The 23,660-nt window shown below is 42.7% G+C and carries 20 protein-coding genes, 1 pseudogene, 1 riboswitch and 1 other annotated feature; of the genes and pseudogenes, 6 read left to right on the top strand and 15 right to left on the bottom strand.

Annotated elements, in window-relative coordinates:
- The first annotated feature begins 193 nt into the window (after positions 1-193).
- Positions 194-376: riboswitch (Lysine riboswitch) on the top strand.
- Between the two features lie 92 nt (positions 377-468).
- Entirely contained in the window at positions 469-2,064 is a 1,596-nt protein-coding gene (locus ASV53_RS12075; RefSeq protein ID WP_094957255.1) for a Na+/H+ antiporter NhaC family protein, read from the top strand.
- Between the two features lie 220 nt (positions 2,065-2,284).
- The gene (locus tag ASV53_RS12070; RefSeq protein WP_062689953.1) at positions 2,285-2,863 is read left to right on the top strand and encodes a thymidine kinase; all 579 of its coding nucleotides are present in this window, start codon (positions 2,285-2,287) and stop codon (positions 2,861-2,863) included.
- Positions 2,864-2,987: 124 nt separating this feature from the next.
- Here the strand turns inward: ASV53_RS12070 and hisIE are convergent, their stop codons facing one another.
- From hisIE to ASV53_RS12015, 11 genes are all read right to left on the bottom strand, one after another.
- Positions 2,988-3,629 carry a bifunctional phosphoribosyl-AMP cyclohydrolase/phosphoribosyl-ATP diphosphatase HisIE gene (hisIE, locus tag ASV53_RS12065; RefSeq protein WP_094957254.1) on the bottom strand — a complete coding sequence of 214 codons (642 nt, stop codon included), beginning with the start codon at positions 3,627-3,629 and terminating at the stop codon, positions 2,988-2,990.
- Entirely contained in the window at positions 3,626-4,399 is a 774-nt protein-coding gene (gene hisF / locus ASV53_RS12060) for an imidazole glycerol phosphate synthase subunit HisF (RefSeq protein WP_062689957.1), read from the bottom strand. Before hisF ends, hisIE begins: the two co-directional genes overlap by 4 nt.
- Positions 4,400-4,414: 15 nt before the next feature.
- Positions 4,415-5,149 (bottom strand): 1-(5-phosphoribosyl)-5-[(5-phosphoribosylamino)methylideneamino]imidazole-4-carboxamide isomerase, encoded by a 735-nt coding sequence (hisA, locus tag ASV53_RS12055; RefSeq protein WP_062689959.1) that lies wholly within the window; start codon positions 5,147-5,149, stop codon positions 4,415-4,417.
- Between the two features lie 41 nt (positions 5,150-5,190).
- Positions 5,191-5,823: an imidazole glycerol phosphate synthase subunit HisH gene (hisH, locus tag ASV53_RS12050; RefSeq protein WP_094957253.1), complete on the bottom strand. Its 633-nt coding sequence runs from the start codon at positions 5,821-5,823 to the stop codon at positions 5,191-5,193.
- Entirely contained in the window at positions 5,823-6,908 is a 1,086-nt protein-coding gene (gene hisB / locus ASV53_RS12045; RefSeq protein ID WP_094957252.1) for a bifunctional histidinol-phosphatase/imidazoleglycerol-phosphate dehydratase HisB, read from the bottom strand. The genes hisH and hisB overlap by 1 nt, the downstream gene beginning before the upstream one ends.
- A gap of 14 nt (positions 6,909-6,922) precedes the next feature.
- Positions 6,923-7,978: a histidinol-phosphate transaminase gene (hisC, locus tag ASV53_RS12040; RefSeq protein ID WP_189337866.1), complete on the bottom strand. Its 1,056-nt coding sequence runs from the start codon at positions 7,976-7,978 to the stop codon at positions 6,923-6,925.
- Entirely contained in the window at positions 7,975-9,312 is a 1,338-nt protein-coding gene (gene hisD / locus ASV53_RS12035) for a histidinol dehydrogenase (RefSeq protein ID WP_094957251.1), read from the bottom strand. Before hisD ends, hisC begins: the two co-directional genes overlap by 4 nt.
- Before the next feature lie 5 nt (positions 9,313-9,317).
- Positions 9,318-10,214, bottom strand: coding sequence for an ATP phosphoribosyltransferase (gene hisG, locus ASV53_RS12030; protein ID WP_062689962.1), 897 nt, complete (start codon positions 10,212-10,214; stop codon positions 9,318-9,320).
- A gap of 62 nt (positions 10,215-10,276) precedes the next feature.
- Positions 10,277-10,414, bottom strand: a sequence feature (His leader region).
- A gap of 175 nt (positions 10,415-10,589) precedes the next feature.
- Positions 10,590-10,775, bottom strand: coding sequence for a hypothetical protein (locus ASV53_RS12025; protein WP_062689964.1), 186 nt, complete (start codon positions 10,773-10,775; stop codon positions 10,590-10,592).
- Positions 10,776-10,960: 185 nt separating this feature from the next.
- Positions 10,961-11,497 carry a YchJ family metal-binding protein gene (locus ASV53_RS12020; protein WP_062689965.1) on the bottom strand — a complete coding sequence of 179 codons (537 nt, stop codon included), beginning with the start codon at positions 11,495-11,497 and terminating at the stop codon, positions 10,961-10,963.
- Positions 11,490-12,719 carry an EAL and HDOD domain-containing protein gene (locus tag ASV53_RS12015; RefSeq protein WP_094957250.1) on the bottom strand — a complete coding sequence of 410 codons (1,230 nt, stop codon included), beginning with the start codon at positions 12,717-12,719 and terminating at the stop codon, positions 11,490-11,492. Before ASV53_RS12015 ends, ASV53_RS12020 begins: the two co-directional genes overlap by 8 nt.
- A gap of 181 nt (positions 12,720-12,900) precedes the next feature.
- Here ASV53_RS12015 and ASV53_RS12010 point away from each other — a divergent pair.
- Positions 12,901-13,809: pseudogene (locus ASV53_RS12010) on the top strand (TSUP family transporter); the annotation flags it as partial.
- Between the two features lie 114 nt (positions 13,810-13,923).
- On the opposite strand, the gene lpxH reads toward ASV53_RS12010, so the two are convergent.
- Positions 13,924-14,649, bottom strand: a complete 726-nt coding sequence (gene lpxH / locus ASV53_RS12005; RefSeq protein WP_094957249.1) for a UDP-2,3-diacylglucosamine diphosphatase — start codon at positions 14,647-14,649, stop codon at positions 13,924-13,926.
- A gap of 41 nt (positions 14,650-14,690) precedes the next feature.
- A complete protein-coding gene (locus tag ASV53_RS12000; RefSeq protein ID WP_062689970.1) occupies positions 14,691-15,188 on the bottom strand; it encodes a peptidylprolyl isomerase in 498 nt (165 codons plus the stop codon).
- A 393-nt stretch (positions 15,189-15,581) separates the two neighbouring features.
- On the opposite strand from ASV53_RS12000, the gene cysS reads away from it, so the two are divergent.
- Together cysS and glpQ are read left to right on the top strand one after the other, a co-directional pair.
- Positions 15,582-16,964 carry a cysteine--tRNA ligase gene (gene cysS / locus ASV53_RS11995; protein ID WP_062689972.1) on the top strand — a complete coding sequence of 461 codons (1,383 nt, stop codon included), beginning with the start codon at positions 15,582-15,584 and terminating at the stop codon, positions 16,962-16,964.
- 307 nt (positions 16,965-17,271) lie between these two features.
- Positions 17,272-18,345 (top strand): glycerophosphodiester phosphodiesterase, encoded by a 1,074-nt coding sequence (glpQ, locus tag ASV53_RS11990; RefSeq protein ID WP_094957248.1) that lies wholly within the window; start codon positions 17,272-17,274, stop codon positions 18,343-18,345.
- A 151-nt stretch (positions 18,346-18,496) separates the two neighbouring features.
- Here the strand turns inward: glpQ and ASV53_RS11985 are convergent, their stop codons facing one another.
- Together ASV53_RS11985 and ASV53_RS11980 are read right to left on the bottom strand one after the other, a co-directional pair.
- Positions 18,497-19,315, bottom strand: coding sequence for an ion transporter (locus ASV53_RS11985; protein WP_062689976.1), 819 nt, complete (start codon positions 19,313-19,315; stop codon positions 18,497-18,499).
- A 250-nt stretch (positions 19,316-19,565) separates the two neighbouring features.
- Positions 19,566-20,207: a YchE family NAAT transporter gene (locus tag ASV53_RS11980; RefSeq protein ID WP_094957247.1), complete on the bottom strand. Its 642-nt coding sequence runs from the start codon at positions 20,205-20,207 to the stop codon at positions 19,566-19,568.
- A 698-nt stretch (positions 20,208-20,905) separates the two neighbouring features.
- On the opposite strand from ASV53_RS11980, the gene adhE reads away from it, so the two are divergent.
- The gene (adhE, locus tag ASV53_RS11975; protein WP_094957246.1) at positions 20,906-23,593 is read left to right on the top strand and encodes a bifunctional acetaldehyde-CoA/alcohol dehydrogenase; all 2,688 of its coding nucleotides are present in this window, start codon (positions 20,906-20,908) and stop codon (positions 23,591-23,593) included.
- Positions 23,594-23,660 lie beyond the last annotated feature (67 nt).

Genomic DNA, 23,660 nt, shown 5'->3' with positions numbered 1-23,660 from the left:
AAAGTAAATGTGACCTAGCTATAAAATCGAAGGGATAATATCTCAGCCCTAAATAGACAATGCTAGTAACTTAATGCTTCTTTGGATTGTGCGATTTTTGAGCTCGCTGGTAAAATTATTCACTGTTTATGTTAAAAAATTCACCTTAACTTATTGCATCTTTGATTCGATTCCGTAGAATGGTTTGTACCTTCTAAAGGGTAGAGGTGCATTGTCTATAAGTAATTTGCTGGAGGTGATTCCGTTGATAGCAAATGAAAGGAGCCAATGCCGAAGTGAGAAATGAGTATCAAACATTCTTGCTGGGGTTGTCATCGAATAGAGGCAACACTGCCATAGTATATAATTACATTAACTATGGAGCGCTACTGTGGGGTCGGGGAGCTTTCAGCTCTCCTTATCGGCATCTCATCATGGCACAACTGTGCCAGCAGTAGATCTCCAACCAGATCGGTTGTAGTAGAGATCATGAATATTGTAGATTTTTCAAATTCCTCCATTTCGTTATTGCCCCCATTGGTGGCATTAGGTTTAGCGATTTTAACGCGTCGCGTTTTACTTTCGCTGGGTATGGGTGTTGCTCTCGGCGCACTATTACTTACAGACTTTTCCTTCACTCATTCAGCAAGTTATATCGGAACCACAGTCGCTAGCTTATTCATTGATGATGGCGCAATAAATAGCTGGAATATGAGTATTGTTGCTTTCCTTATTCTATTAGGAATGACAACGGCTCTATTAACCTTATCTGGCGGTACACGTGCTTTTGCGGAATGGGCACAAACTCGAATTAAAACTAAACGAGGCTCTAAGCTTCTTGCTGCATTTTTAGGCGTGTTCATTTTTGTAGACGACTATTTTAATAGCCTAGCAGTAGGTGCAATTGCCCGCCCAGTGACCGATCGCTACTATGTATCTCGTGCAAAGCTGGCGTATATTCTTGATTCAACAGCGGCTCCTATGTGTGTATTGATGCCAGCATCAAGTTGGGGGGCATACATCATTACAATTGTTGGCGGTATTTTAGTTTCACATGGCGTGACTGAATATTCAGCGTTAAGTGCTTTCATGCAGCTGGCACCAATGAATTTTTATGCTGTGTTTGCTTTGCTAATGGTGTTTGTGGTGTCTTGGTTCCAAATTGATGTGGGCCCAATGCTTAAACATGAATTAGAAGCCAGTCGTGGTCATGGGTTTGATGATGGTGACGATGACAATAAAGCGAGAGATCTCAATGATGAGTTAGAAATAGAAGAAAGTGAAAATGGACGTGTAGCCGACTTGGTTATGCCAATTATTGCTCTTATTATTTCTACTTTCTTCTTCTTGATCTTTACGGGCTATCAAGCGCTGGCTGCTGACGGTATTGCATTTAATCTACTTGGTGCATTTGAAAATACCGATGTAGGCTTATCATTGTGCTACGGTGGTTTAATTGGTTTTATAGCTGCGCTAATTCCAGTTATTCGTCAGCGTATTCCTGTTCCAGATGTCGCGCATACATTGTGGATTGGTGCTAAATCAATGTTTGGCGCAATCTTAATCCTACTATTTGCTTGGAGTATTGGTAGCGTTATCGGGGATATGGAAACGGGTAAATACCTTTCTACCTTGGTACAAGGCAATGTTAACCCAATGCTACTTCCTGTGATTTTGTTTGCCTTGGCGGGTGTGATGGCATTCTCGACCGGCACCTCATGGGGTACGTTTGGTATCATGCTTCCTATTGCAGGTGATCTTGCTGGTGCCACCGATATTGCCTTAATGCTTCCTATGCTGGCGGCAGTATTGGCTGGTTCTGTATTTGGTGACCATTGTTCTCCTATTTCAGATACCACCATCCTGTCTTCAACAGGGGCGCGTTGTCATCATATCGATCACGTATCAACGCAGTTACCTTACGCGTTGGCGGTTGCCCTTGTATCAGCTATTGGTTTCGTTGTACTCGGTTTTACCGATTCTTTAGCGGTCTCTTTCTTGGCGGCGACATTAGCCTTCATTATTGTATGTACTTTCTTAGGGTGGTTATCTCGCCGTCGATTGTCATCACCAGTGAATGTTTAACTGGTGATACAATGTGTGGTGTATAAGCACATCTAATAACATTTGTGAATGATTAAAAACCAGCATTGTGAGGTGCTGGTTTTTTTATGGACGCTATGTCTTATAACATGGGTAAAGTCGTAAAAACTTGTGTCTATCGTTGCATGTGACTTTAATTATTCGCGTATTTTATGTAGCATCTCGTCCGCACTTTCTTCACCCAGATGACTAGGAAAGCCTCATGGCCCAGATGTACTTTTATTACTCTGCAATGAATGCAGGTAAATCAACCACATTACTTCAATCTTCATTTAATTATCGCGAACGTGGTATGACACCTGTTATTTTCACTGCGGCACTTGATGATCGTTTTGGTAAGGGTAAAGTGACATCGCGTATTGGTTTACAAGAAGAAGCCGAGCTTTTTACCAATGATGATAACTTATTCGATCGCATTGCGACGATTCATGATGGGCAGAGAATTGATTGTGTGTTGATTGATGAATGCCAATTCTTGAGTAAAGAACAGGTATATCAGTTAACCGAGGTGGTCGATAAGTTACATATCCCGGTATTATGCTACGGTTTACGTAGTGACTTCCGTGGTGAGTTATTTGAAGGCAGCCGTTATTTATTATCTTGGGCTGATAAGTTGGTTGAATTAAAAACAATTTGTCACTGTGGGCGTAAAGCTAATATGGTGATTCGCCAGGATGAAACCGGACAAGCGATTGCTGATGGTGATCAAGTGGTTATTGGTGGAAATGACCGTTATGTGTCGGTATGCCGTCGACATTATAAAGAAGCCTTAGGTCGTTAATTACATTACCTAAAGGGCGGATTAAGATTTAATAAAAAGCCCGTAACGTGACTATAAATAGTTGTCGTTACGGGCTTTTTGCTATTTATGCATATCCTGCATCTAAATGCGGCTTATCAATAATTTACTTATTATGGCGTTCTTCTAAACGTTTAGTTATGTCAGATAGCGATAAACCTTGGTCCTGCAGTAATACAATTAAGTGATAAAGCAAATCAGCAGATTCGTTAACTAATTCCGCCTTATCACCCGACGTTGCCGCAAGCGCGACTTCAACACCTTCTTCGCCCACTTTTTGCGAAATACGTTTGGTGCCACGGGCATATAAACTGGCGGTATAAGAAGATTCGGGATCACTATTTTTACGATTAGCCAAGACTTGCTCAAGTTGATGAAGAAACACCAAAGCAGGTTGTTCAGATGGGGTGGCATTTGGATTGTCAAAACAGGTGGTTGTGCCTAAGTGGCAGGTTGGACCCACAGGGTTAACCTTCACTAGCAAGGTATCTTTATCACAATCGAGATCAATACTTTTTAGTGCTAAAACGTTGCCAGAGGTTTCGCCTTTGGTCCATAAGCGGGACTTGGTGCGAGACCAAAAGGTAACTTGCTGAGTGTCTAATGTTTTTGCTAGTGCTTCGGTATTCATGTACCCGAGCATCAGTACTTGACCGCTGGTATTATCTTGCACAATAGCTGGAATTAAGCCGTCTACTTTTTCCCAGTTAATTTCGGTATTTAAATCTAAAGTCGGGGCTGCACTCATAGTCGGATCTCCACATTTTGCTCTTTAAGGTACTGCTTTAGTTCACCAATATTGATGATTTGTTTGTGGAAGACAGAAGCAGCAAGCGCACCGTCCACATTAGCTTGTTGAAATGCATCGGCAAAGTGCACCATTTCACCTGCGCCACCAGAGGCGATTAATGGAACATGACAAACCTCACGCACCATGTTGAGTTGGGTAAGATCGTAGCCATTACGTACGCCATCTTGGTTCATCATATTAAGCACGATTTCACCCGCGCCTCGGCGTTGTACTTCTTGCACCCAATCACGTGTTTCCCATTGGGTTGCTTGGGTTCGGTTTTCATCCCCAGTGAATTGATAGACTTGGTATTTACCTGTTTCAGCGTCAAAGTAGGAGTCAATCCCGACGACAATGCACTGCACGCCAAATTTATCGGCAAGCTCAGTGATCAATTCTGGCTTGGCAAGTGCAGGGGAGTTAATCGATACTTTATCAGCACCGAATTGTAAGATACGACTCGCATCGTCAGCAGATTTAATCCCGCCTGCGACACAGAAAGGAATGTCGATCACTTCGGCAACACGCGCTACCCAACTTTTGTCGACCACTCGACCGTCACTGGATGCGGTAATATCATAAAAGACTAATTCATCTGCGCCTTCTTCAGCGTAGCGTTTGGCGAGAGGGACAATATCGCCAATAATCTCGTGATTACGAAATTGCACCCCTTTCACCACTTGGCCATCTCGTACATCTAAACAAGGCACAATACGTCTTGCTAACATGTTTTTACTCCTTGCTTAGTTTGCCCAGCATTGAAAGGCGTCATCTGCCGTGAATTTACCATCTAGTAATGCGCGGCCAACAATGACACCAGCAACCCCACTGCCTTTTAAGGCGGCGATATCATCAAGGTTGCCAATACCACCTGAAGATTGAAATTTCACTTGAGGGTACTGGGCGCATAAATCTATATACAAATCGACGTTAGATCCTGTCAAAGTGCCATCACGCGAAATATCCGTGCACAATACATGCTGTAAGCCTACTGTTAAAAAATCAGTGAGTAATGCTTCAATACTGATGCCAGAATCTTCTTGCCAACCAGAAACAGCAACATGACGGTTACCTGCCGCGTCTATGTTTACATCCAGTGCTAAAACGATGTGTTCGGCACCGTATTTTTCAATCCAGCTTTTTACCAATTCGGGGTGTTTAACGGCAGTCGATCCAATAACCACACGCTCAGCACCTGCGTTCAGTAAATCTGCTACATCTTGTTCCGTGCGAACACCACCGCCAATTTGTACTTTGGCTGGGGTGCTTGCCAGCAGGCGACTAATTAAATCTAATTGACGTGAAGAGGTGTCTTTAGCCCCTGTTAAATCAACAAGGTGAAGCCAATTTGCGCCTGCTTGGTGGTAAAGATCAAATTGCTCTGCAGGGTCGACGTTGTATTCTGTTACTTGGCCATAGTCGCCTTGAAACAGGCGGACGACTTGGCCATTAATTAAATCGAGAGCGGGAATAATCATCCTAAATCCTTTTATAATTTTTTTGCTGGCAGTGGACGCAGTTATGCTGACATTTCTAAAAAGTTCTTAATTAATTGAGCGCCAGCTTTACTTGAACGCTCAGGATGGAATTGGACACCGTAATAATTCCCGCTTTGAATTGCTGCACTAAAAGGTTGACCGTATTCGCACTGCGCAATTGTGTAACTGGCATCATTAACTGGCATGGCGTAACTATGAACAAAATAAAAATAGCTACCAGATGGAATGTCTTTAAATAACGGATGACCTTCACTTGGCGTTATGGTGTTCCACCCCATGTGTGGCAAGGGAAAATCACCAGTTTCCAGCTTTTTAATTGGCGCATCACACAGGCCAAGGCAATTAACTAATGATTGACCACTTTGTCCCTGTTCTTCAGAGACGGCCCCAAGTAACTGCATTCCTAAACAGATGCCCAGTAACGGCTTATCAACCTGCTTAACCAGCGAGACGAGATCTCGTTCATGCAGGTTTTTCATCGCTTCACTTGCGGTTCCTACGCCAGGTAGAAATAGCTTATCTGCCCCAAGTACGACATCGCTATCTTTACTCACGGTAACGCTATACCCAAGTCTTTCAATGGCAAAGCGCACTGAAGAAACATTTGCACAGCCTGTATCAATAATGACGATTTTCTGATTGGCATACGCCATTACAACACTCCTTTACTGCTTGGTAATTCGCTGCCATTCACTGCGATAGCCTGACGCAAGGTGCGGCCAAAAGCTTTAAATAGGCTTTCGACAATGTGGTGATCATTTGCACCTGTCGATGACAGGTGTAAGGTGCACGCTAAGGTATCGGTTAATGATCTGAAAAAGTGTGACACCATCTCGGTAGACAGATCGCCCACTTGCTCACGACTGAACTCTGCATCGAATTTAAGGTATGGACGGCCTGATAAATCCAGCGCACATTGTGCTAAACATTCATCCATTGGCAGGCTAAAACCAAAGCGGCCAATACCACGTTTGTCACCCAGTGCATCTTTTAGTGCTTGTCCAAGGGCTAACGCTGCATCTTCAACACTGTGGTGATCGTCGATGTGTAAATCACCTTCCACGTTCAGCTGCATCTGAAAGCCACCGTGGGTCGCAATCTGATCTAGCATGTGGTCAAAAAAGCCAAGCCCAGTATGAATACTGTTGCCACCGGTTTCATCTAAGTTCACACGAACACGGATATCCGTTTCTTTAGTTGTTCGAACAACTTCGGCGATCCTTGGGCTTGTCGTGAGATCTTTAACGATCTGTTGCCAATTTAGTGTGGTGCTATCTGATGGTGCGGGATTGTATTGAATGCCGCGAATAGCCATATTCTCAGCCAGTTGAAGATCTGTTTCACGATCCCCAATAACCGCAGATGTTGCGAAATCTACCCGACCTTGCTGAAGATAATCTTTAACTAACCCTAATTTGGGCTTACGGCAACTGCAGTTCGCACTATCAAAGTGCGGGCAGATCAGTACATCAGCAAATTTGACGCCCTGCGATTCGAAAATTTCCATCATCATATCGTGTGGGGCATCAAAATCTGCTTGTGGATAGGCATCTGTGCCTAAGCCATCTTGGTTAGTCACCATAACTAAGGTGTAACCTGCATCTTGTAGTTTCAATAATGCTGGAATGACAAAAGGTTCTAGCTTGAGTTTATCTAGACGATCAACTTGAAAGTCTACTGGTGGCTCTACAATTAAGGTGCCATCACGGTCAATAAATAAAATCTTTTCCTTGCTCACAGTGCTGTCCTTAATTATCTGGTTTGTACTAATTGTTCACGAATAAAGGCGAGGGTCTTTTCGCATTCATCACGGTTACCAACACTGATTCGAATACAGTTTGGTACAGGAGAGCGGCGCAGAATGATCCCGCTCTCCCACAGTGCTTGGAAAAGTCGGTCTGCATCTTGGAACTCAACTAAGAGATAATTACCGTAACCGTCATAGACTTTTACGCCTTCAAGCATGCCAAGACCGGCTTGAAGGTAAGCGCGGTTTGCGCTCAAATCTAAAACTTGAAACTTCGTTCTTGCTAATCCACCAGGTGACAGTGCTTGCAGGGCAATGTCGGCAACAGGAATAGGTACAGGGTAGGGGGCAATCACTTTTAATAGCAGCTCGATAATTTCAGGGCTGGCTAACGTAAAGCCACAGCGTAAACCCGCAAGTGCAAAAGCTTTGGATAAGGTGCGTAGAATCACTAGATTCGGGTAATCAGCGAGTAAATCCACGGTAGAGGCTTCTGGGCAAAAATCGATATATGCTTCGTCCATCACCACTATTGCACGGTTCGCTGTCATTGCGAGTAGACGCTCTATATCGGTGCGATCAATCAGGTTCCCTGTTGGGTTGTTTGGGCTACAAACAAACACGACTTTGACGGTATCAAGGTTTGCTTCTATCGCATTAAGGTCGAGCTGCCAATCTGCTGTTAACGGTACAATTTTATTGCCAATATCAAATGTTTCTGCGCTGATGCCATACATACCGTAAGTGGGTGGGCAATATAGAATACTGTCTTTATTTGGCTCGCAGAAGGTACGGATCAGTAATTCAATACCTTCATCTGCACCACGGCTGGTTAATACTTGTTCTTTTTTTACGCCTGCATAATCGGCGTAAGCTTGGAGTAATGCTTCAGGCTGACAGCTGCTATAGCGGTTTAATCGATTGCAGCTGATGCTGTAATCGTTGGCGAAAGGGGATTCATTAGCGTTGAGCCAAATATCGCCGCAGCCACCAAGGCGGCGTGCCGATTGGTAAGGCGTCAGTGCCTGAACCGTTTTTCTAGCCAGCTTGGTAATGGTCATGATATTTCCTTTGTTGTTTCGTCTGTGTTATTCGCTGCTTTAAGTGCGGCATTCAGTTTTTCGATCCGAATAGTTACAGCGCGTTTATGGGCATCTAAACCCTCTGCTTCTGCGATTGTTGTAACCGTCGGTGCCAGTTGTTGTAGCCCTGTTGCACTCAATTCTTGTACAGTCATGCGTTTACTAAAATCCGCGAGGCCAAGGCTTGAGTAGGTACGGGTATAGCCGTAGGTCGGTAGTACGTGGTTAGTGCCCGAAGCATAATCACCGACAGATTCGGGTGACCAATCACCTAAGAAAATAGATCCCGCATTGTCTAGTAATGGGACTAAATCACGTGGATTACGGGTTTGAACAATTAAGTGCTCAGGCCCGTAGTGGTTAGAAATGGCGATGCACTGCGTCAGTGTTTCAGCCACGATCAGCAGACTCGATCCTAGCGCTTGGCGTGCGATATCAGCACGAGATAATAGCGCTAATTGTTGCTGAATAGCATCCGCTGTTCGGTCGGCTAAACTCGGGTCAGGTGTCACTAAAATAACTTGTGAATCAGGGCCATGCTCAGCTTGGCTTAACAAATCTGCCGCGATGAAGTCTGGATCGGCGGTTTCATCTGCAATCACTAATACTTCAGAAGGACCTGCAGGCATATCTATCGCCGCACCACGAAAATCATTGCTTACTTGGCGCTTCGCTTCCGTCACATAGGCATTGCCCGGACCAAAGATTTTATCAACCTTACAGATACTCTCTGTGCCATAAGCCATCGCAGCTACGGCTTGTGCCCCACCAGCGTTATACACCTCAGTTATCCCACACAGCTTTGCAACGTAGAGAATTTCGTCTGCAATCGGCGGCGGTGAACAGAGTACAACTTGGCGACACCCTGCAATTTGTGCAGGAATACCGAGCATTAAAACGGTTGATGGTAGCGGTGCGCTACCGCCGGGAATATATAAACCAACAGAGTTAATTGGGCGTGTCACTTGCTCGCAGACTACACCTGGCTGGGTTTCTACTCGCAGCGTTTTCGGTTTTTGCGCCTGATGAAAACAACGGATATTATCGTAAGCCTGCTGAAGCGCTTGTTTCATTTCTGGGCTTAGTCGATCACTTGCTGCATTGATTTTATCTTGTTCAACCTGGATAGACTCAGGACGAATCCGATCAAATCTTTCGGTTAACTCAGTTAATGCTTCATCGCCACGCTGACGAATATCTGCAATCACCTGAGCAACTGTCGCGGTGATGTTTGCACCTTCTGTAATCGCAGGGCGTTGCAATAACCCTTCTTGTTGCGATTCGCTCAATGTTTGCCAAACTAAGGTTTTCATGATGATTACTCCATCATTTTTTCAATTGGCAGTACCAGAATTGAGCTAGCGCCAAGTTCTTTCAGCTGTTCCATCGTTTCCCAGAATAAGTTTTCAGAGCTAACAAGGTGAACAGCCACACGGTTGTTGTCTTGAGATAGTGGCAACACTGTTGGGTCTTCTGCGCCAGGTAATAGTGCTTTGATTTGGTCAAGGCGTTCAGTGGGGGCGTGCAGCATAATGTATTTCGATTCTTTGGCTTGAATAACACCTTGCATACGGGTGAGCAGGCGATTGATGAGTGCTTGTTTTTCATCGCTAAGCGCGCGGGTACACTGAATCAGAACGGCTTTTGAGCGTAAGATAACTTCCGCTTCTTTTAGGCCGTTGGCTTCAAGTGTTGCGCCTGTAGAGACTAAATCGCAGATGGCATCGGCAAGACCTGCACGAGGAGCGACTTCAACCGAACCGTTGAGCATACAAGTGCTAAATTTCACGCCTTGTTGATCCATATAGCGCTTAACGAGTTGTGGGTAAGTGGTAGCAATGCGTTTGCCTTGTAGATCTTGTGGGCCTTGGTATTCGTCATCTTTGTTGATAGCGATAGATAGGCGGCAACCCCCAAAGTCTAAACGACGCAGTTTTACATAGTCATTGGGTTCATTGCGCGCAGCACGCTCAAGAGCAACTTCTTCGAGTTCATTTTCACCAATGACGCCCAAGTCAACAACTCCATCCATAATTAGTCCTGGGATGTCATCGTCACGAACCAGTAACAAATCAATGGGCATATTTTCTGCGTGAACGACTAAACGTTCACCAACCATATTGAATTTAACGCCACAGCGTTTAAGTAGGTCTTGGCACTCTTTGCTTAAGCGGCCTTTCTTTTGAATTGCGATACGAAGTCGTTGTGTTTGCATGCTGCTATCCCTATTTCTTTAAGCTGGTGCTTATTAATTTTGAGCTAATCCATTGTGCTAAAACGAAAAAACCCTTGGAAACTTTGGCTTCCAAGGGTCTTGAATTCTGTATTCTTATTGACCACTGGAAGAGGTGTTCTTCGTCTTCCAGAGTGAGGCGTATCCTCCCGAAAGACTAATCAGGATGGTGATGATGATGTAGGTTAATCATTTCGATACGCATAATTATGAACTCTGAATAAATTGCTATTTAATTTTCGCTTGTCATTTACACTAACGAAGCTCATCAGAATTTGCAACATGGTTTTTAAATAAAAATTGATTATTTCGCTAATAATCTAGAAGCCTTGGTAAAACAGTAAGTTAAAAATGCGTCTAAACATAAATATCTAGCAACCCTTTATGGTGGGGCTTTTTTCGGGGAGGGTGTTCTTGTTCGTTTTTTTGTTGCTTTTCATGGTTTTTAACGCGTTGTTTGCGCTCATCAAGTGCGGCTGATTTTTCAGTTTTCTCCAGCGGGTGGCGAGTAGGGTAAGGCAGATGATTATTCGGATTGATCATAGCATTGTCTCTACATCAGAACAGATGCTTACTTTATCGACAATGCTTGTGTCTTTATTGAGCGATTTTTCAACGTGAGGTAATAAATTGGAGGTTTTATCACGAAAGGTTGAAACAGAGTGAAATCAATTGATTGAGTTCACTCGCTGTCAGGAGGGGCTGGAAGTCAGTATTTAGTGTGGGTGTTAGCCGCAGCACTTTTTGTATTTTTTACCGCTACCGCAGACACAAGGATCATTACGGCCAATTTTATCTGGATTAGCGATAGGCTGCTGAGGAGCTGCGTTTGGTATTAATTCAGGATCAAGCTCGTTTTCTTGCTTTGGGTATTCACCGTCGATGTAATACCACTGCGTAACACCGTCGGTTGCCTCTTTAAGGAAGCGTGAACGCTCAGCTAAGCAAAATTGTTCATTATCATCTTGGTAGAAGGCTTCGAATTCAACAAACCCTTCACCGGAATCTGCTATTTCGCTATTGATAACGTTTAAGCCTAACCATTGTGAATTCACCGAATCTGCAATTGCATCACGGTAATCTTCAGCATGGCAACTTGGATGATAAGTCGCTACCACATAATCAACCAGTCCAAGTACGTGTGCACTGTATCGAGACCGCATGAGCTGCTCTGGGTGAATAGCAAGGGCTGGGTTTTGGTGAATAGGCTGGCAACAGTGAGATAACGGTTGTTGGCTACCACAAGGGCATAGAGTATTAGACATCTGGTTTCGTCATTGTCCTTTCAAAAGCAGTCGCCCATTTTACCGAACTCATATAAGCATCGGCAACATCGCTTTCTTTTAATTTTAGAGCCGAAGTACACTGGTTTACGCTATCCCAATCCGCAGTATCGTAAGCCATCGCTAATTTAAGTAGCATGCCCAGTGAACCTGTGTGATCTAACAGCGCTTCTTTTATTTCGCTACTGAGTGGTAATAACAGCAACAATTCATTTAGTGGTTGATCAAGCAGTGAATCCAATAATGAAAATAACCCCATTAAGAAAGCTTGATTACTTGAAATGTTGAGAGGTGATCGGGCACCTAGACGCTCACAAAACTGTGCGCGTTGCAGTGAAAGGTTATAGAGTGATTGTGGTTTATTTTCTAATGCATGCGATGTTGCAACAAACGTAATGAACCGACGTAGTCGTTCTTCGCCTAAATAGACCAGAGCTTGTTTGAATGATGAGATCGGCTTCGCGCGAATAACAAACATGCCGTTAACGTGACGTAGTAATTTATACGAAAGTGATACGTCAGTAGCGATAATCTCTTCAATCTTATTGTAATCGACTTCTGATTGACAAATTTCTTGATACAAACGGAGTGTCGTTAAACTCGATGGGCTTAATGATTTACGTTGAAGCATTTCAGGCTTACTAAAAAAATACCCTTGGAAAAAATCAAATCCGGCATCCTTTGCACGAACGAATTCTTCGTAAGTTTCTACTTTTTCAGCAAGATATTTAATTTTAATTGTTTTATGCAAGCGAATAAAAAGCATGCACTTTTCAATAGGAGTAACTCTAATATCAAACTTAATGATATGGATATAGGGAATGAAGCGCTTCCACTCAGGAGAGGGAATAAAGTCATCCAATGCTAACGTATATCCTTTTTGGTTCAGTTCAATAACCGCTTCTAACAATTCATCATTAGGCTCACAGGTTTCCAAAATTTCGATAATAAAACTTTTCTTCGGAAAGAGCAGCGGTACACGTTGAATTAAACTCGCATGGGGGAAGTTTACGAAGCCTCGCTTGCCGCCAGTAACCTGATTGCTTCCAGATGAGAAAAAATTATCAATAAGCAAACGATTGGTTGCGGTTTCATCACAGATATTAGGGAAGCTGTTTTCAGGACCATCGCGAAAAAGTAACTCATAACCAATAGTCACTTTGTCTTTATTAAGTATCGGTTGTCGAGCGAGGTATGAATACATGGAAAGTATCTGGTAAACACGGCTGAGAATTTGCAAAATTATAGCGAAAAAAACCTATTACGCCTAGCGTTTATCATTCTTTTAGTGAATACATGACTGTAAAACGTGAGTTCGTATCACTCAAGGTAATGATAAATTTGATATTAAGCATGGCGAGTCATTTTATTATGATGAATAATGCTTTTTTGTATTAGTAACCGTATTAAATATGTCTCTCTTAACTATGATACAAGCTGGATTGCTTGTAGGTGGTGCGGTTTTTATCGTTATGCTTTTTAATTCATGGCGCAAAAACCGAAAGCAGGAAGCTGAAACGAAAATATTACCAATTGCCTTTATTGGTGGCTTCGCAAACTTTTGCGACACACTAGGTGTGGGTAGTTTTGCAATAAAAACGGCAGGATATAAACAGTTTAAGTTAATTGATGACAAGTTATTACCAGGAACATTAAATTGCCAAGCTGTATTAGCAACAGTGGCGCAATCGCTTATATTTTTAACCGCAGTACAAGTTGATTCGATTACATTGGTGAGTTTAGTGGTTGCAGCTTGCTTAGGGGCTACAATTGGTGCTCGCATTGTTTCGAATTGGGATCGGCAAGTTATTCGGTTAGTTATGGGCTGTGCATTAATGGTGGTTGCTACATTAATGCTGGCTGGGCAGCTTAAATTATTCCCTTTAGGTGGATTGGAACTTGGGCTTAGTGGCTGGAAGTTAGCGATTGCTATTGCTGGTAATTTCTTATTCGGAGCCCTAATGACCGTCGGTATTGGTTTATATGCGCCTTGTATGACGATGATTTATTTACTAGGTATGCACCCACTAGCTGCTTTCCCTATCATGATGTGTTCTTGTGCATTCTTGACGTTCTTTTCTGCGGGAAGCTTTCTTCGTATGGATAGGGTGAATTCACGTGCTGCTGTTGCTGTTGCCATTTCTGGCCCTATTGCTGTAATTATTGCTGCGTATTTAGTGAAGTCGTTGGATTTACATCTTTTAGCATGGCTCGTTATCGGCGTTGTTTTGTATACATCCGTTACTATGTTCCGCTCATGGTTACAGGGGCGACAAACGTTCGCGACAGCATAAAGTGGAGCTGTTGGCTTTAGTTTTGTTATATCGATATATTTAACAAGAGTTATTGGGTCGAGAATTTAAAAGGTACGCGATGCGTACCTTTTTTGTGTCTGATTTTTATAGCAATTAACCAAACTGACGAGTTTGTAGTTCGCTACTTTCTGGTGTAATCACTAATACAGAGCCGTGATCATACCAATCACCAAGTACAGTACGTGTTGCCGCTTGACCGTTTACATCTAATTGATGGACGTTAGGGCGGTGGGTATGACCATGAATCATATGGTTGACTTGGTAAGCTTGCAGCATGTCTAACACTGCAGTTGCATCAACATCCATGATATCAGCATCTTTTCGTTGGTTGTTCTCGCTGCTACTACCGCGCATTTTTGCGCCAATTTTTAAGCGTCGATTGAGTGGTAAACACATGAACAACCATTGAATAAAACGGTTATGAACTTTTTTGCGATAGCGTTGGTAATCAATATCTTGTACGCACAACGTGTCGCCATGCAAAATGAGTGTCGGGGTGCCATATAGGTCGATCACCGTATGCTCATTTAATAACTGAACGCCTGTTTCCTGACTGAATCTTTTTCCAATTAAGAAATCGCGATTGCCATGAATGAAAAAACAGGGGATGCCGCTGTCGGTTAACTGCTTGAAAGCATGCTTAACTTGTTGGTGAAAAGGGGAGTTGTCGTCATCGCCTATCCACATTTCAAAAAGATCACCGAGCACATACAAGGCATCAATGTCCGCTGTTTCATTTGCCATAAATTGCAAGAAACAGTTCGTGATGTCAGGGCGGTCGGCACTAAGGTGAAGATCTGCAATAAAAAGAGTTGTCATAAATAAAAGCAAGGGTGGCTAAAGCCACCCCTGATAGAAGATTACTCTTCGATAGTCACGTCGTTGATCAGTACTTCTTCAACTGGTACGTCTTGGTGAACGTAACCCCAGTTGCCAGTAGAAACCGCTTTGATTTTGTTTACTACATCCATACCTTCAACAACTTCAGCGAATACACAGTAACCCCAACCGTCAGGCGTTTCTGATTTGAAATCTAGGAATTTGTTGTCGTTCACGTTAATGAAGAACTGAGAGCTTGCTGAATGCGGCTCCATTGTACGTGCCATAGCAAGTGTACCCACTTTGTTGCTTAGGCCGTTGTTTGCTTCATTTTTGATTGTTGCGCGAGACTCTTTTTCTTCCATGCCAGATGCCATACCGCCACCTTGAACCATGAAACCATCGATTACACGGTGGAAGATAGTGCCATTGTAGAAACCGTCACGGCAGTACTGCATGAAGTTTGCACATGTTTCTGGTGCTTGTTCTTCGTTTAGTTGAATTTTGATGTCACCAAAAGTTGTGTGAAGCGTTACCATGAGATTGTCCTTTAACTGGATGTCTGTACGTTAAGTATTGAATTTTATCGTACTAAGGGATGCCGTCAATATCATTTAACTATAGGTGATAATACCGTCAAAAGTATTAGCTACCAATGTCGTGTGAATTCTAAACAATCTTGGTCACATGAGCGGTAATTGACACCAGAAAAGAAGAGTGTCTAATCGACGGTTGGATATATTTAATACTATGATGATTCTAAATTGCGTAAAAAATGTTAATGATTTTAATTAGATAGCGTCAAATAAAGTGCGTTAGGTAGTAACTTGGCGCTCGAACGAATATGAAGGCTTATTTTTCCTTGCCTTAATAAGTCATAAAAGGTGTAATTGCTATAAATCTGTAACCCCTAACATGAGCAATGACAAGACATGCTAAAGATCTATAACTCACTCTCACGACAAAAAGAAGAATTTACACCAATTCAGCCTGGCAAAGTAGGCATGTACGTTTGTGGGGTGACCATTTACGATTTGTGTCACATTGGTCATGGCCGTACGTTTGTTTCTTTTGATGTTGTATCTCGTTACTTACGATACTCTGGTTACGATCTAACATTTGTTCGTAATATCACTGATATTGATGACAAAATCATCAAGCGTGCAGCAGAAAACGGTGAAAGCTGTGATTCACTGACTGAGCGCTTAATCGGTGAAATGTACGCTGACTTTGACGCACTTGGTATGAAACGCCCAGATGTTGAGCCACGTGCAACACAATTTATTGCTGAAATCATCACGCTGTGTGAACGTTTGATCGAACGTGGCTTTGCTTACGTTGCAGACAATGGCGATGTTATGTTTGAAGTTAGCAAGTACGATGCTTATGGTCAGCTATCTAAGCAAGATCTTGACCAACTTCAGGCAGGTGCGCGTGTTGATATTGAATCTGCAAAACGTAGCCCACTTGATTTCGTATTATGGAAAATGTCTAAGCCTGGTGAACCGACTTGGGAATCACCATGGGGTGAAGGGCGTCCGGGTTGGCACATCGAATGTTCAGCAATGAACTCGGCAATTCTTGGCGATCACTTTGATATTCATGGTGGTGGCTCAGATCTACAATTCCCACACCACGAAAATGAAATCGCACAATCATGCTGTGCGACAGGCTCTAAGTATGTAAATACTTGGATGCACAGCGGTATGGTGATGATCGATCGCGAAAAAATGTCAAAATCGCTAAATAACTTCTTCACTATCCGTGATGTATTAGCGCACTACGATCGTGAAACTGTTCGTTACTTCCTAATGTCTGGTCACTACCGTAGCCAATTGAACTACAGCGAAGATAATCTAAAGCAGGCACGTTCTGCTCTTGAGCGTCTATATACGTCATTGCGTGGTTTAGACACTGATGCTGTTGCTGCTGGTGGCGAAGAGTTCGTTGCTCGCTTTAAAGCCGCGATGGATGACGATTTCAATACACCAGAAGCGTACTCAGTACTATTTGACATGGCGCGTGAAGTAAACCGTCTTAAAGCCGACGATTTAGCGGCGGCCTCTGTACTTGGTGCTCGTATGTGTGAACTGGCTGATGTACTTGGTTTGCTTTCTCAAGATCCTGAAGCTTTCCTTCAAGGTGGCGCAGCAGGTCAAGACGATGTCGCTGAAATTGAAGCACTGATTCAGCAGCGTTTAGATGCGCGTGCTGCAAAAGATTGGACTGCAGCTGATGAAGCGCGTGACAAGTTGCTCGCAATGAACATCATTCTAGAAGACGGCGCGCAAGGTACAACGTGGCGTCGTAAATAAGCAGTTAAATACACTGTGACAGTTTGATTGAACCGCTCTTTATGAGCGGTTTTTTTTCGTCTGTTTTTTTGTACATACTTTTTGAGGCTTAGCATACTTGTCGAGGTGTTTGCGTAACTAGACTGTTGAATTAAGTCATAAAGTTTGATCTTGTGTCATTATTCGAAACTGTTATGAGCAATATCGAGCGAATTTGGTCACACAAACAAAATATTCACCAAATTTAATATCGATTACACATTATTATGTTGTTGTTTGTTTCTAACGAACATTTAAATCCAATAACAAAAGGTTAAGGACAATAATAATGAAAAAGATGTGTCTTGTTGCAGCCGTGAGTTGTGCTCTTATTTCCCCTTTTACAGTGGCGCAAACTGATTCCGATAAAATTGTTGTGGCTCACCGTGGTGCTTCAGGTTATTTACCTGAACATACTTTGCCTGCTAAAGCGATGGCGTATGCGATGAAGCCTGATTTCATCGAGCAAGATGTTGTAATGACCAAAGATGATCAGTTGGTAGTTTTACATGATCACTATTTGGATCGAGTTACGAATGTAGCCCAAGTTTTCCCTAAGCGTGCACGAGATGATGGTCGCTACTATGCGATTGATTTTACGTTGGCTGAAATCAAGCAATTAAGTGTAACTGAAGGCTTTAATGTAAAAGACGGTAAGCAAGTTCAAGGCTTCCCTGAGCGTTACCCTATGTGGAAATCGGACTTTAAAGTACCGACTTTCCAACAAGAAATTGAAATGATCCAAGGGCTAAACAAGACACTGGGCTACGATATTGGCCTGTACCCTGAAATTAAAGCCCCTTGGTTCCACCGCCATGAAGGTAAAGACATTAGTAAAGCTGTGCTCAAAGTATTAAAAGAGTACGGCTATACCGACAAAGACAGCAACGTATATCTACAGACGTTTGATTTCAATGAGCTAAAACGTATTCATGATGATCTGATGCCAGCGATGAACATGGATCTAAAATTGGTTCAGTTAATGGCTTATACCGATTGGAATGAAACTATGGTCTATGACGCCAAAGGTAAAGCACAGCCGTACGATTATGACTGGATGTTTGAAAAGGGCGGAATGAAAACGCTTGGTAAGTATGCTGACGGCATTGGTCCATGGAAACCTATGGTTGTTTCAGACGCATCAACTAAGGGTAATATTAAGCTGACAGGCTTAGTGAAAGCGGCGCACGCAGAAAGCATGGCTGTTCACCCATATACTTTCCGTAAAGATGAAGGTCGTATACCGGCTTACGCGGAAAACTTTGAAGATATGCTTGATATTTTCTACAACACTGCCAACGTCGATGGGGTGTTTACTGACTTTCCTGATATCGCTGTAGAGTTTATTTCGAAGCATGAATAAAAGCACAATTGAGACAAGCAACGATTAAGCTATTGGCTAGGTTTATCGTTTTTTGATTCATAAAAGGGAAATACGCATTGCTGCTGTTAAGCAATCTGCGTATTCCCTTTTTTTATTGTTACTGTTTCATCGAGTAATACTGATACAACAGCTACACGTTTTCGGGCAGGTGAGTACCACACTCTTTACAATAATGAGCATCGGTTTCATGGCCGCTGGTGGCACAGTTAGGGCAGCGAATAAGCTCTCGACTAACACGCATTTCTTGGTTTAACTCAGCTGTAATAATACCGGTTGGTACAGCCAAAATTGAGTAGCCCAATAACATCGTCAGAGAGGCGACAAATTTCCCTAATACAGTATGAGGTACTAAGTCGCCGTAACCCACCGTTGTGATTGTGACAATCGCCCAGTAAATGCTTTGCGGAATACTGGTGAAGCCATTATCTGGCCCTTCGATAACGAACATCAATGAGCCAAACACTGTGACTAAAATAGACACAGAGCTGAAGAACACAAATATTTTCCGCTGAGCATGCTTGAGCGAGCGCAGTAATATATTGGAATCACGTAGGTATCTAACTAACTTAAGTACTCTAAATATCCGCAATACACGTATTAAACGAATAATCAGTAGGTAGTTTGCTCCCGGCACAAAGAACGCAATATAAGCGGGAATGATAGCGATTAAGTCAACAAGGCCATAAAAGCTGCGTGCGTAGGCAAGAGGCTTTGGAGAGCAGTATAAGCGTAGTATGTACTCAATCGTAAAGAGTAATGTAAAGCCAAACTCAATGTAGAGTAGTGCAGTACTAAAGCGGGCTTCAAAACTGGCAACTGATGACAAAATCAGAACGATTTCAGAGCTGATGATGGCGATGATTAACGCGATATCAAAGCGCTGACCGCCTTTGCTTTGCGTTCCGAAAATAATGTCGTAGAGCTTCGTTCTTAATGGTGATGTAGACATAACGCACTTCTAATTATGTGGCCAATGATTTCTTTAAATGTGTATTTCTGACTATTGAGAGTAGTTTAAAACTGGATTGGTATTAGCCAGCTCCATCATTATATTGCAGGTATGAAATATAATGATTTGGCTTAATGTTGGCAAAGGCTTAATAAAAGGATGATCGATAAATTGCGTTGGGTCGATAGCATAAAAAAAGGAAACCATTCTGCATGATCTCCTTTTGTGAAGATGAGTTTTCGTAATGTGGTTAGCCACTTAACCCTGGGAAAAGAGAGCGTAAGCCTGTTGCAATAAACTCAACACCAAGCGCTCCAAGGATTAACCCCATAATACGAGTAATAACGTTGATGCCAGTTTGGCCTAAGAAGCGCACTATGATCGGAGCGCTTCTGAAAAGTAGCCAACAACTAAATGCAAACAGAGCAATGGTAACCGCGATACCAATCGTACTGGTGAAACCTGGGTAGCGAGCTCCATAAACGATGGTCGAACTTATTGCACCAGGCCCCGCCATTAGTGGCATAGCTAAAGGAACAACGCCAATTTGTTCACGGCTGATAGATTCTGACTTCTCTTGTTTATTTTGCTTATCCTCACCAAGCTTACCGCTCATCATTGAAAATGCGATGCTCATCAATAACAAGCCACCCGCCACGCGGAAGGAATCGAGTGAGATACTGAACATATCCAGTAAGAATTGCCCTGCTAACAACGACACCGTCAAAATCACCGTGACAGCGATGTTGGCAGTATAAGCTGTTTTATTGCGCTCTTCTGGACCCATATGAGCAGTTAAAGATACGAACACAGGCATGATACCAATAGGGTTTACAGCCGCGATCAGACCGACAAAGAATTGGAGGTAAATAGCAAATTCAATGGGTTGCATAGGTTAATCATCATTCGAGAGTAAGAACTACTGGAGCGGTTTCACCATGAAGGTGAGGTGGCGAATCCAACGTGATCAATCTGCCTAAAAATGCAAATTCATGCATATGTTAAATGGCATGAAATAGGACAAAGCAGCGAATTGTCGATATTTTAAGCCAAACTATTGCTAATCACCAATAAAATAAAAGTAATTTTGAGCAATAACAGGAATTAATTACGTATGCCTGTTATGCCATTGTTAATCGAGTTTTGACGCATTACTCTTTAGTGGTGAATTACGTGCTAGTCACTTATGAAACAAAGTTTGAGCGAAGTGGTATTTTTTTTGTGATTGCAATCACAAATGACGTTGATATGTGTAAAATTTGTAGGAATATTACGTAATATTTCATTCTGTAGAGCGTGAAACTTTTTATGAATAGGTTGTAAAAGATAGCGACTTGGTCGCAAAAACTACGATTAACTTATTGTTTTTACATGATGTAAATCTGATTTTGACAATTAATACCTCAAATGGGTTACAAGTGATCTAAATCAAATTATTTCGGAGTGTGAAATAATATAATCAGTTTTGAAAGCAATTTACTAAGTATGGGTGTTGCTGTGATGTAACGTAATTTCGTTATTACTGCAGCTCAATAGGATTTGAAACCTATCCTTACTAAAAAGTTTTCAATATTAAGTTAGGAGTTAACTATGCCTGTAACAAATATGGCTGAACTAGATGCAATGGTTGCACGTGTTAAAGCGGCTCAGAAAGAGTTTGCGACTTTCTCTCAAGAGAAAGTAGATGCAATCTTCCGTGCAGCTTCCCTAGCGGCAAATAATGCGCGTATCCCTCTAGCTCAACAGGCTGTTGCTGAATCTGGTATGGGTATTGTTGAAGATAAGGTTATTAAAAACCACTTCGCTTCAGAATTTATCTATAACAAATACAAAGACGAAAAAACATGTGGTGTTTTGGAAGAGAACAAAGAGTTCGGCACCATGACTATCGCAGAACCAGTTGGGATCATTTGTGGTATCGTACCAACAACCAACCCAACATCTACAGCAATCTTCAAATCTCTAATCTCTCTTAAAACACGTAACGCGATCATCTTCTCGCCACACCCTCGTGCTAAAAACTCAACAAATGATGCTGCTAAGCTAGTACTTGATGCTGCTGTTGCTGCTGGTGCGCCAAAAGATATTATTGGCTGGATCGACCAACCGTCTGTTGAATTATCTAATGCACTAATGAAGCACGATGATATTAACCTTATCCTTGCGACTGGTGGTCCAGGTATGGTTAAAGCGGCTTACTCTTCAGGTAAACCAGCTATCGGTGTTGGTGCGGGTAACGTACCTGTTGTTATTGATGAAACTGCTGATATCAAGCGTGCAGTAGCATCTGTGCTTATGTCGAAAACATTCGATAACGGTGTAGTTTGTGCGTCTGAGCAAGCTGTTATTGTTATGGATGAAGTTTACGACGAAGTAAAAGCACGTTTTGCTTCTTCTAATGGTTATGTATTGTCGAAAGATGAAGCGAAAAAAGTACGTAAAGTACTGCTTATCAACGGCAACTTAAATGCAGATATCGTTGGTCAACCTGCAACTAAAATCGCAGAGATGGCTGGTGTTAAAGTGCCTGCTAATACTAAGATTCTTATCGGTGAAGGTGCAGAAGTTTGTGTTGAAGATGAATTCGCACATGAAAAACTGTCTCCTACGCTAGGTATGTTCCGTGCTTCTTCTTTTGAGAACGCGGTAGAACAAGCCGTTAAAATGGTAGAGCTTGGCGGTATCGGCCACACATCTGGTCTATACACTAACCAAGATGTAAATGCTGACCGTATTCGTTACTTCGGTGACAAACTAAAAACTGCACGTATTCTTGTAAATATCCCGACGACTCACGGTGGTATCGGTGACCTTTACAACTTCAACGTAGCGCCTTCTCTAACTCTTGGTTGTGGTTCATGGGGTGGTAACTCTATCTCTGAGAACGTGGGTCCAAAACACCTTATCAACAAGAAAACAGTAGCGAAGCGAGCTGAGAATATGTTGTGGCATAAACTACCAAAATCTATCTACTTCCGTCGTGGTAGCCTTCCAATCGCAATGAGCGATCTAGAAGACAAGAAACGCGCGTTCTTAGTAACAGACCGTTTCCTATTCAACAACGGCTACGCTGACGAAGTTGTATCACTACTTAAAGCACAAGGCATCGAAGTTCAAACTTTCTTCGACGTAGAAGCGGATCCAACGCTATCTGTTGTTGAAAAAGGTGCTGAAGCGATGAAGAGCTTCCAACCTGATGTAATCATCGCACTTGGTGGTGGCTCTCCAATGGATGCAGCTAAAATCATGTGGGTTATGTACGAGCACCCAGATACTCACTTTGAAGAACTAGCAATGCGCTTTATGGATATCCGTAAACGTATTTACAAGTTCCCTAAAATGGGTAAGAAAGCTGAGCTTGTATGTATCACAACAACATCGGGTACTGGTTCTGAAGTTACGCCGTTTGCGGTTGTTACTGATGATAAAACAGGTGCTAAATACCCACTTGCGGATTACGAACTAACGCCACAAATGGCAATTGTTGATGCGAACTTAGTAATGAACATGCCTAAGTCGCTAACAGCATTTGGTGGTTACGATGCAGTAACGCACGCATTAGAAGCCTATGTATCTGTTCTTGCGAACGAATACTCTGATGGTCAGGCACTTCAAGCGCTTAAAATGCTTAAAGAATACCTACCATCAAGCTATGCAAATGGTGCTAACGACCCAATCGCTCGTGAGAAAGTGCATAATGCGGCAACTATTGCTGGTATCGCGTTTGCGAATGCCTTCCTAGGTGTTTGTCACTCTATGGCGCACAAGCTGGGTGCTGAGTTCCATGTACCACACGGCTTAGCTAACGCACTACTTATCTCAAACGTTGTACGTTACAACGCGAACGATAACCCAACGAAGCAAACTGCGTTCTCTCAATACGATCGTCCGCAAGCACGTCGCCGTTACGCTGAAGTTGCTGACCATCTTGGTCTATCTCACGAAGGTGACCGCACTGCACAGAAAATTGAGCGTCTACTAACATGGTTAGAAGAGCTAAAAGTTAACCTAGAAATCCCACTGTCTATCCAGGCTGCTGGTGTTCCAGAAGCTGACTTCCTTGCTAAACTTGACGAACTGTCTGTTGAAGCGTTCGATGACCAATGTACTGGTGCTAACCCACGTTACCCATTGATCAGCGAGCTAAAAGATGTACTAACAGCGGCTTACTACGGTAAAGCTTATGTTGAAGGTGAGACGTTTGAAGGTACGACTGTTATTAAAAAGTCAGAGCCAGTTAAAGCGCCAAAAGCAAAAAAAGAAAAAGCTGACGCTTAATCTTTATTGCTAGCACACTCTTGTTTAAACCCGCCACTTGGCGGGTTTTTTTATGTCTGAATAATAT

The organism is Photobacterium sanguinicancri (assembly GCF_002265265.1).
In the GTDB taxonomy this organism is placed as follows: Bacteria; Pseudomonadota; Gammaproteobacteria; order Enterobacterales; family Vibrionaceae; genus Photobacterium; species Photobacterium sanguinicancri.
This window is presented reverse-complemented; position numbering and strand designations above follow the sequence as displayed.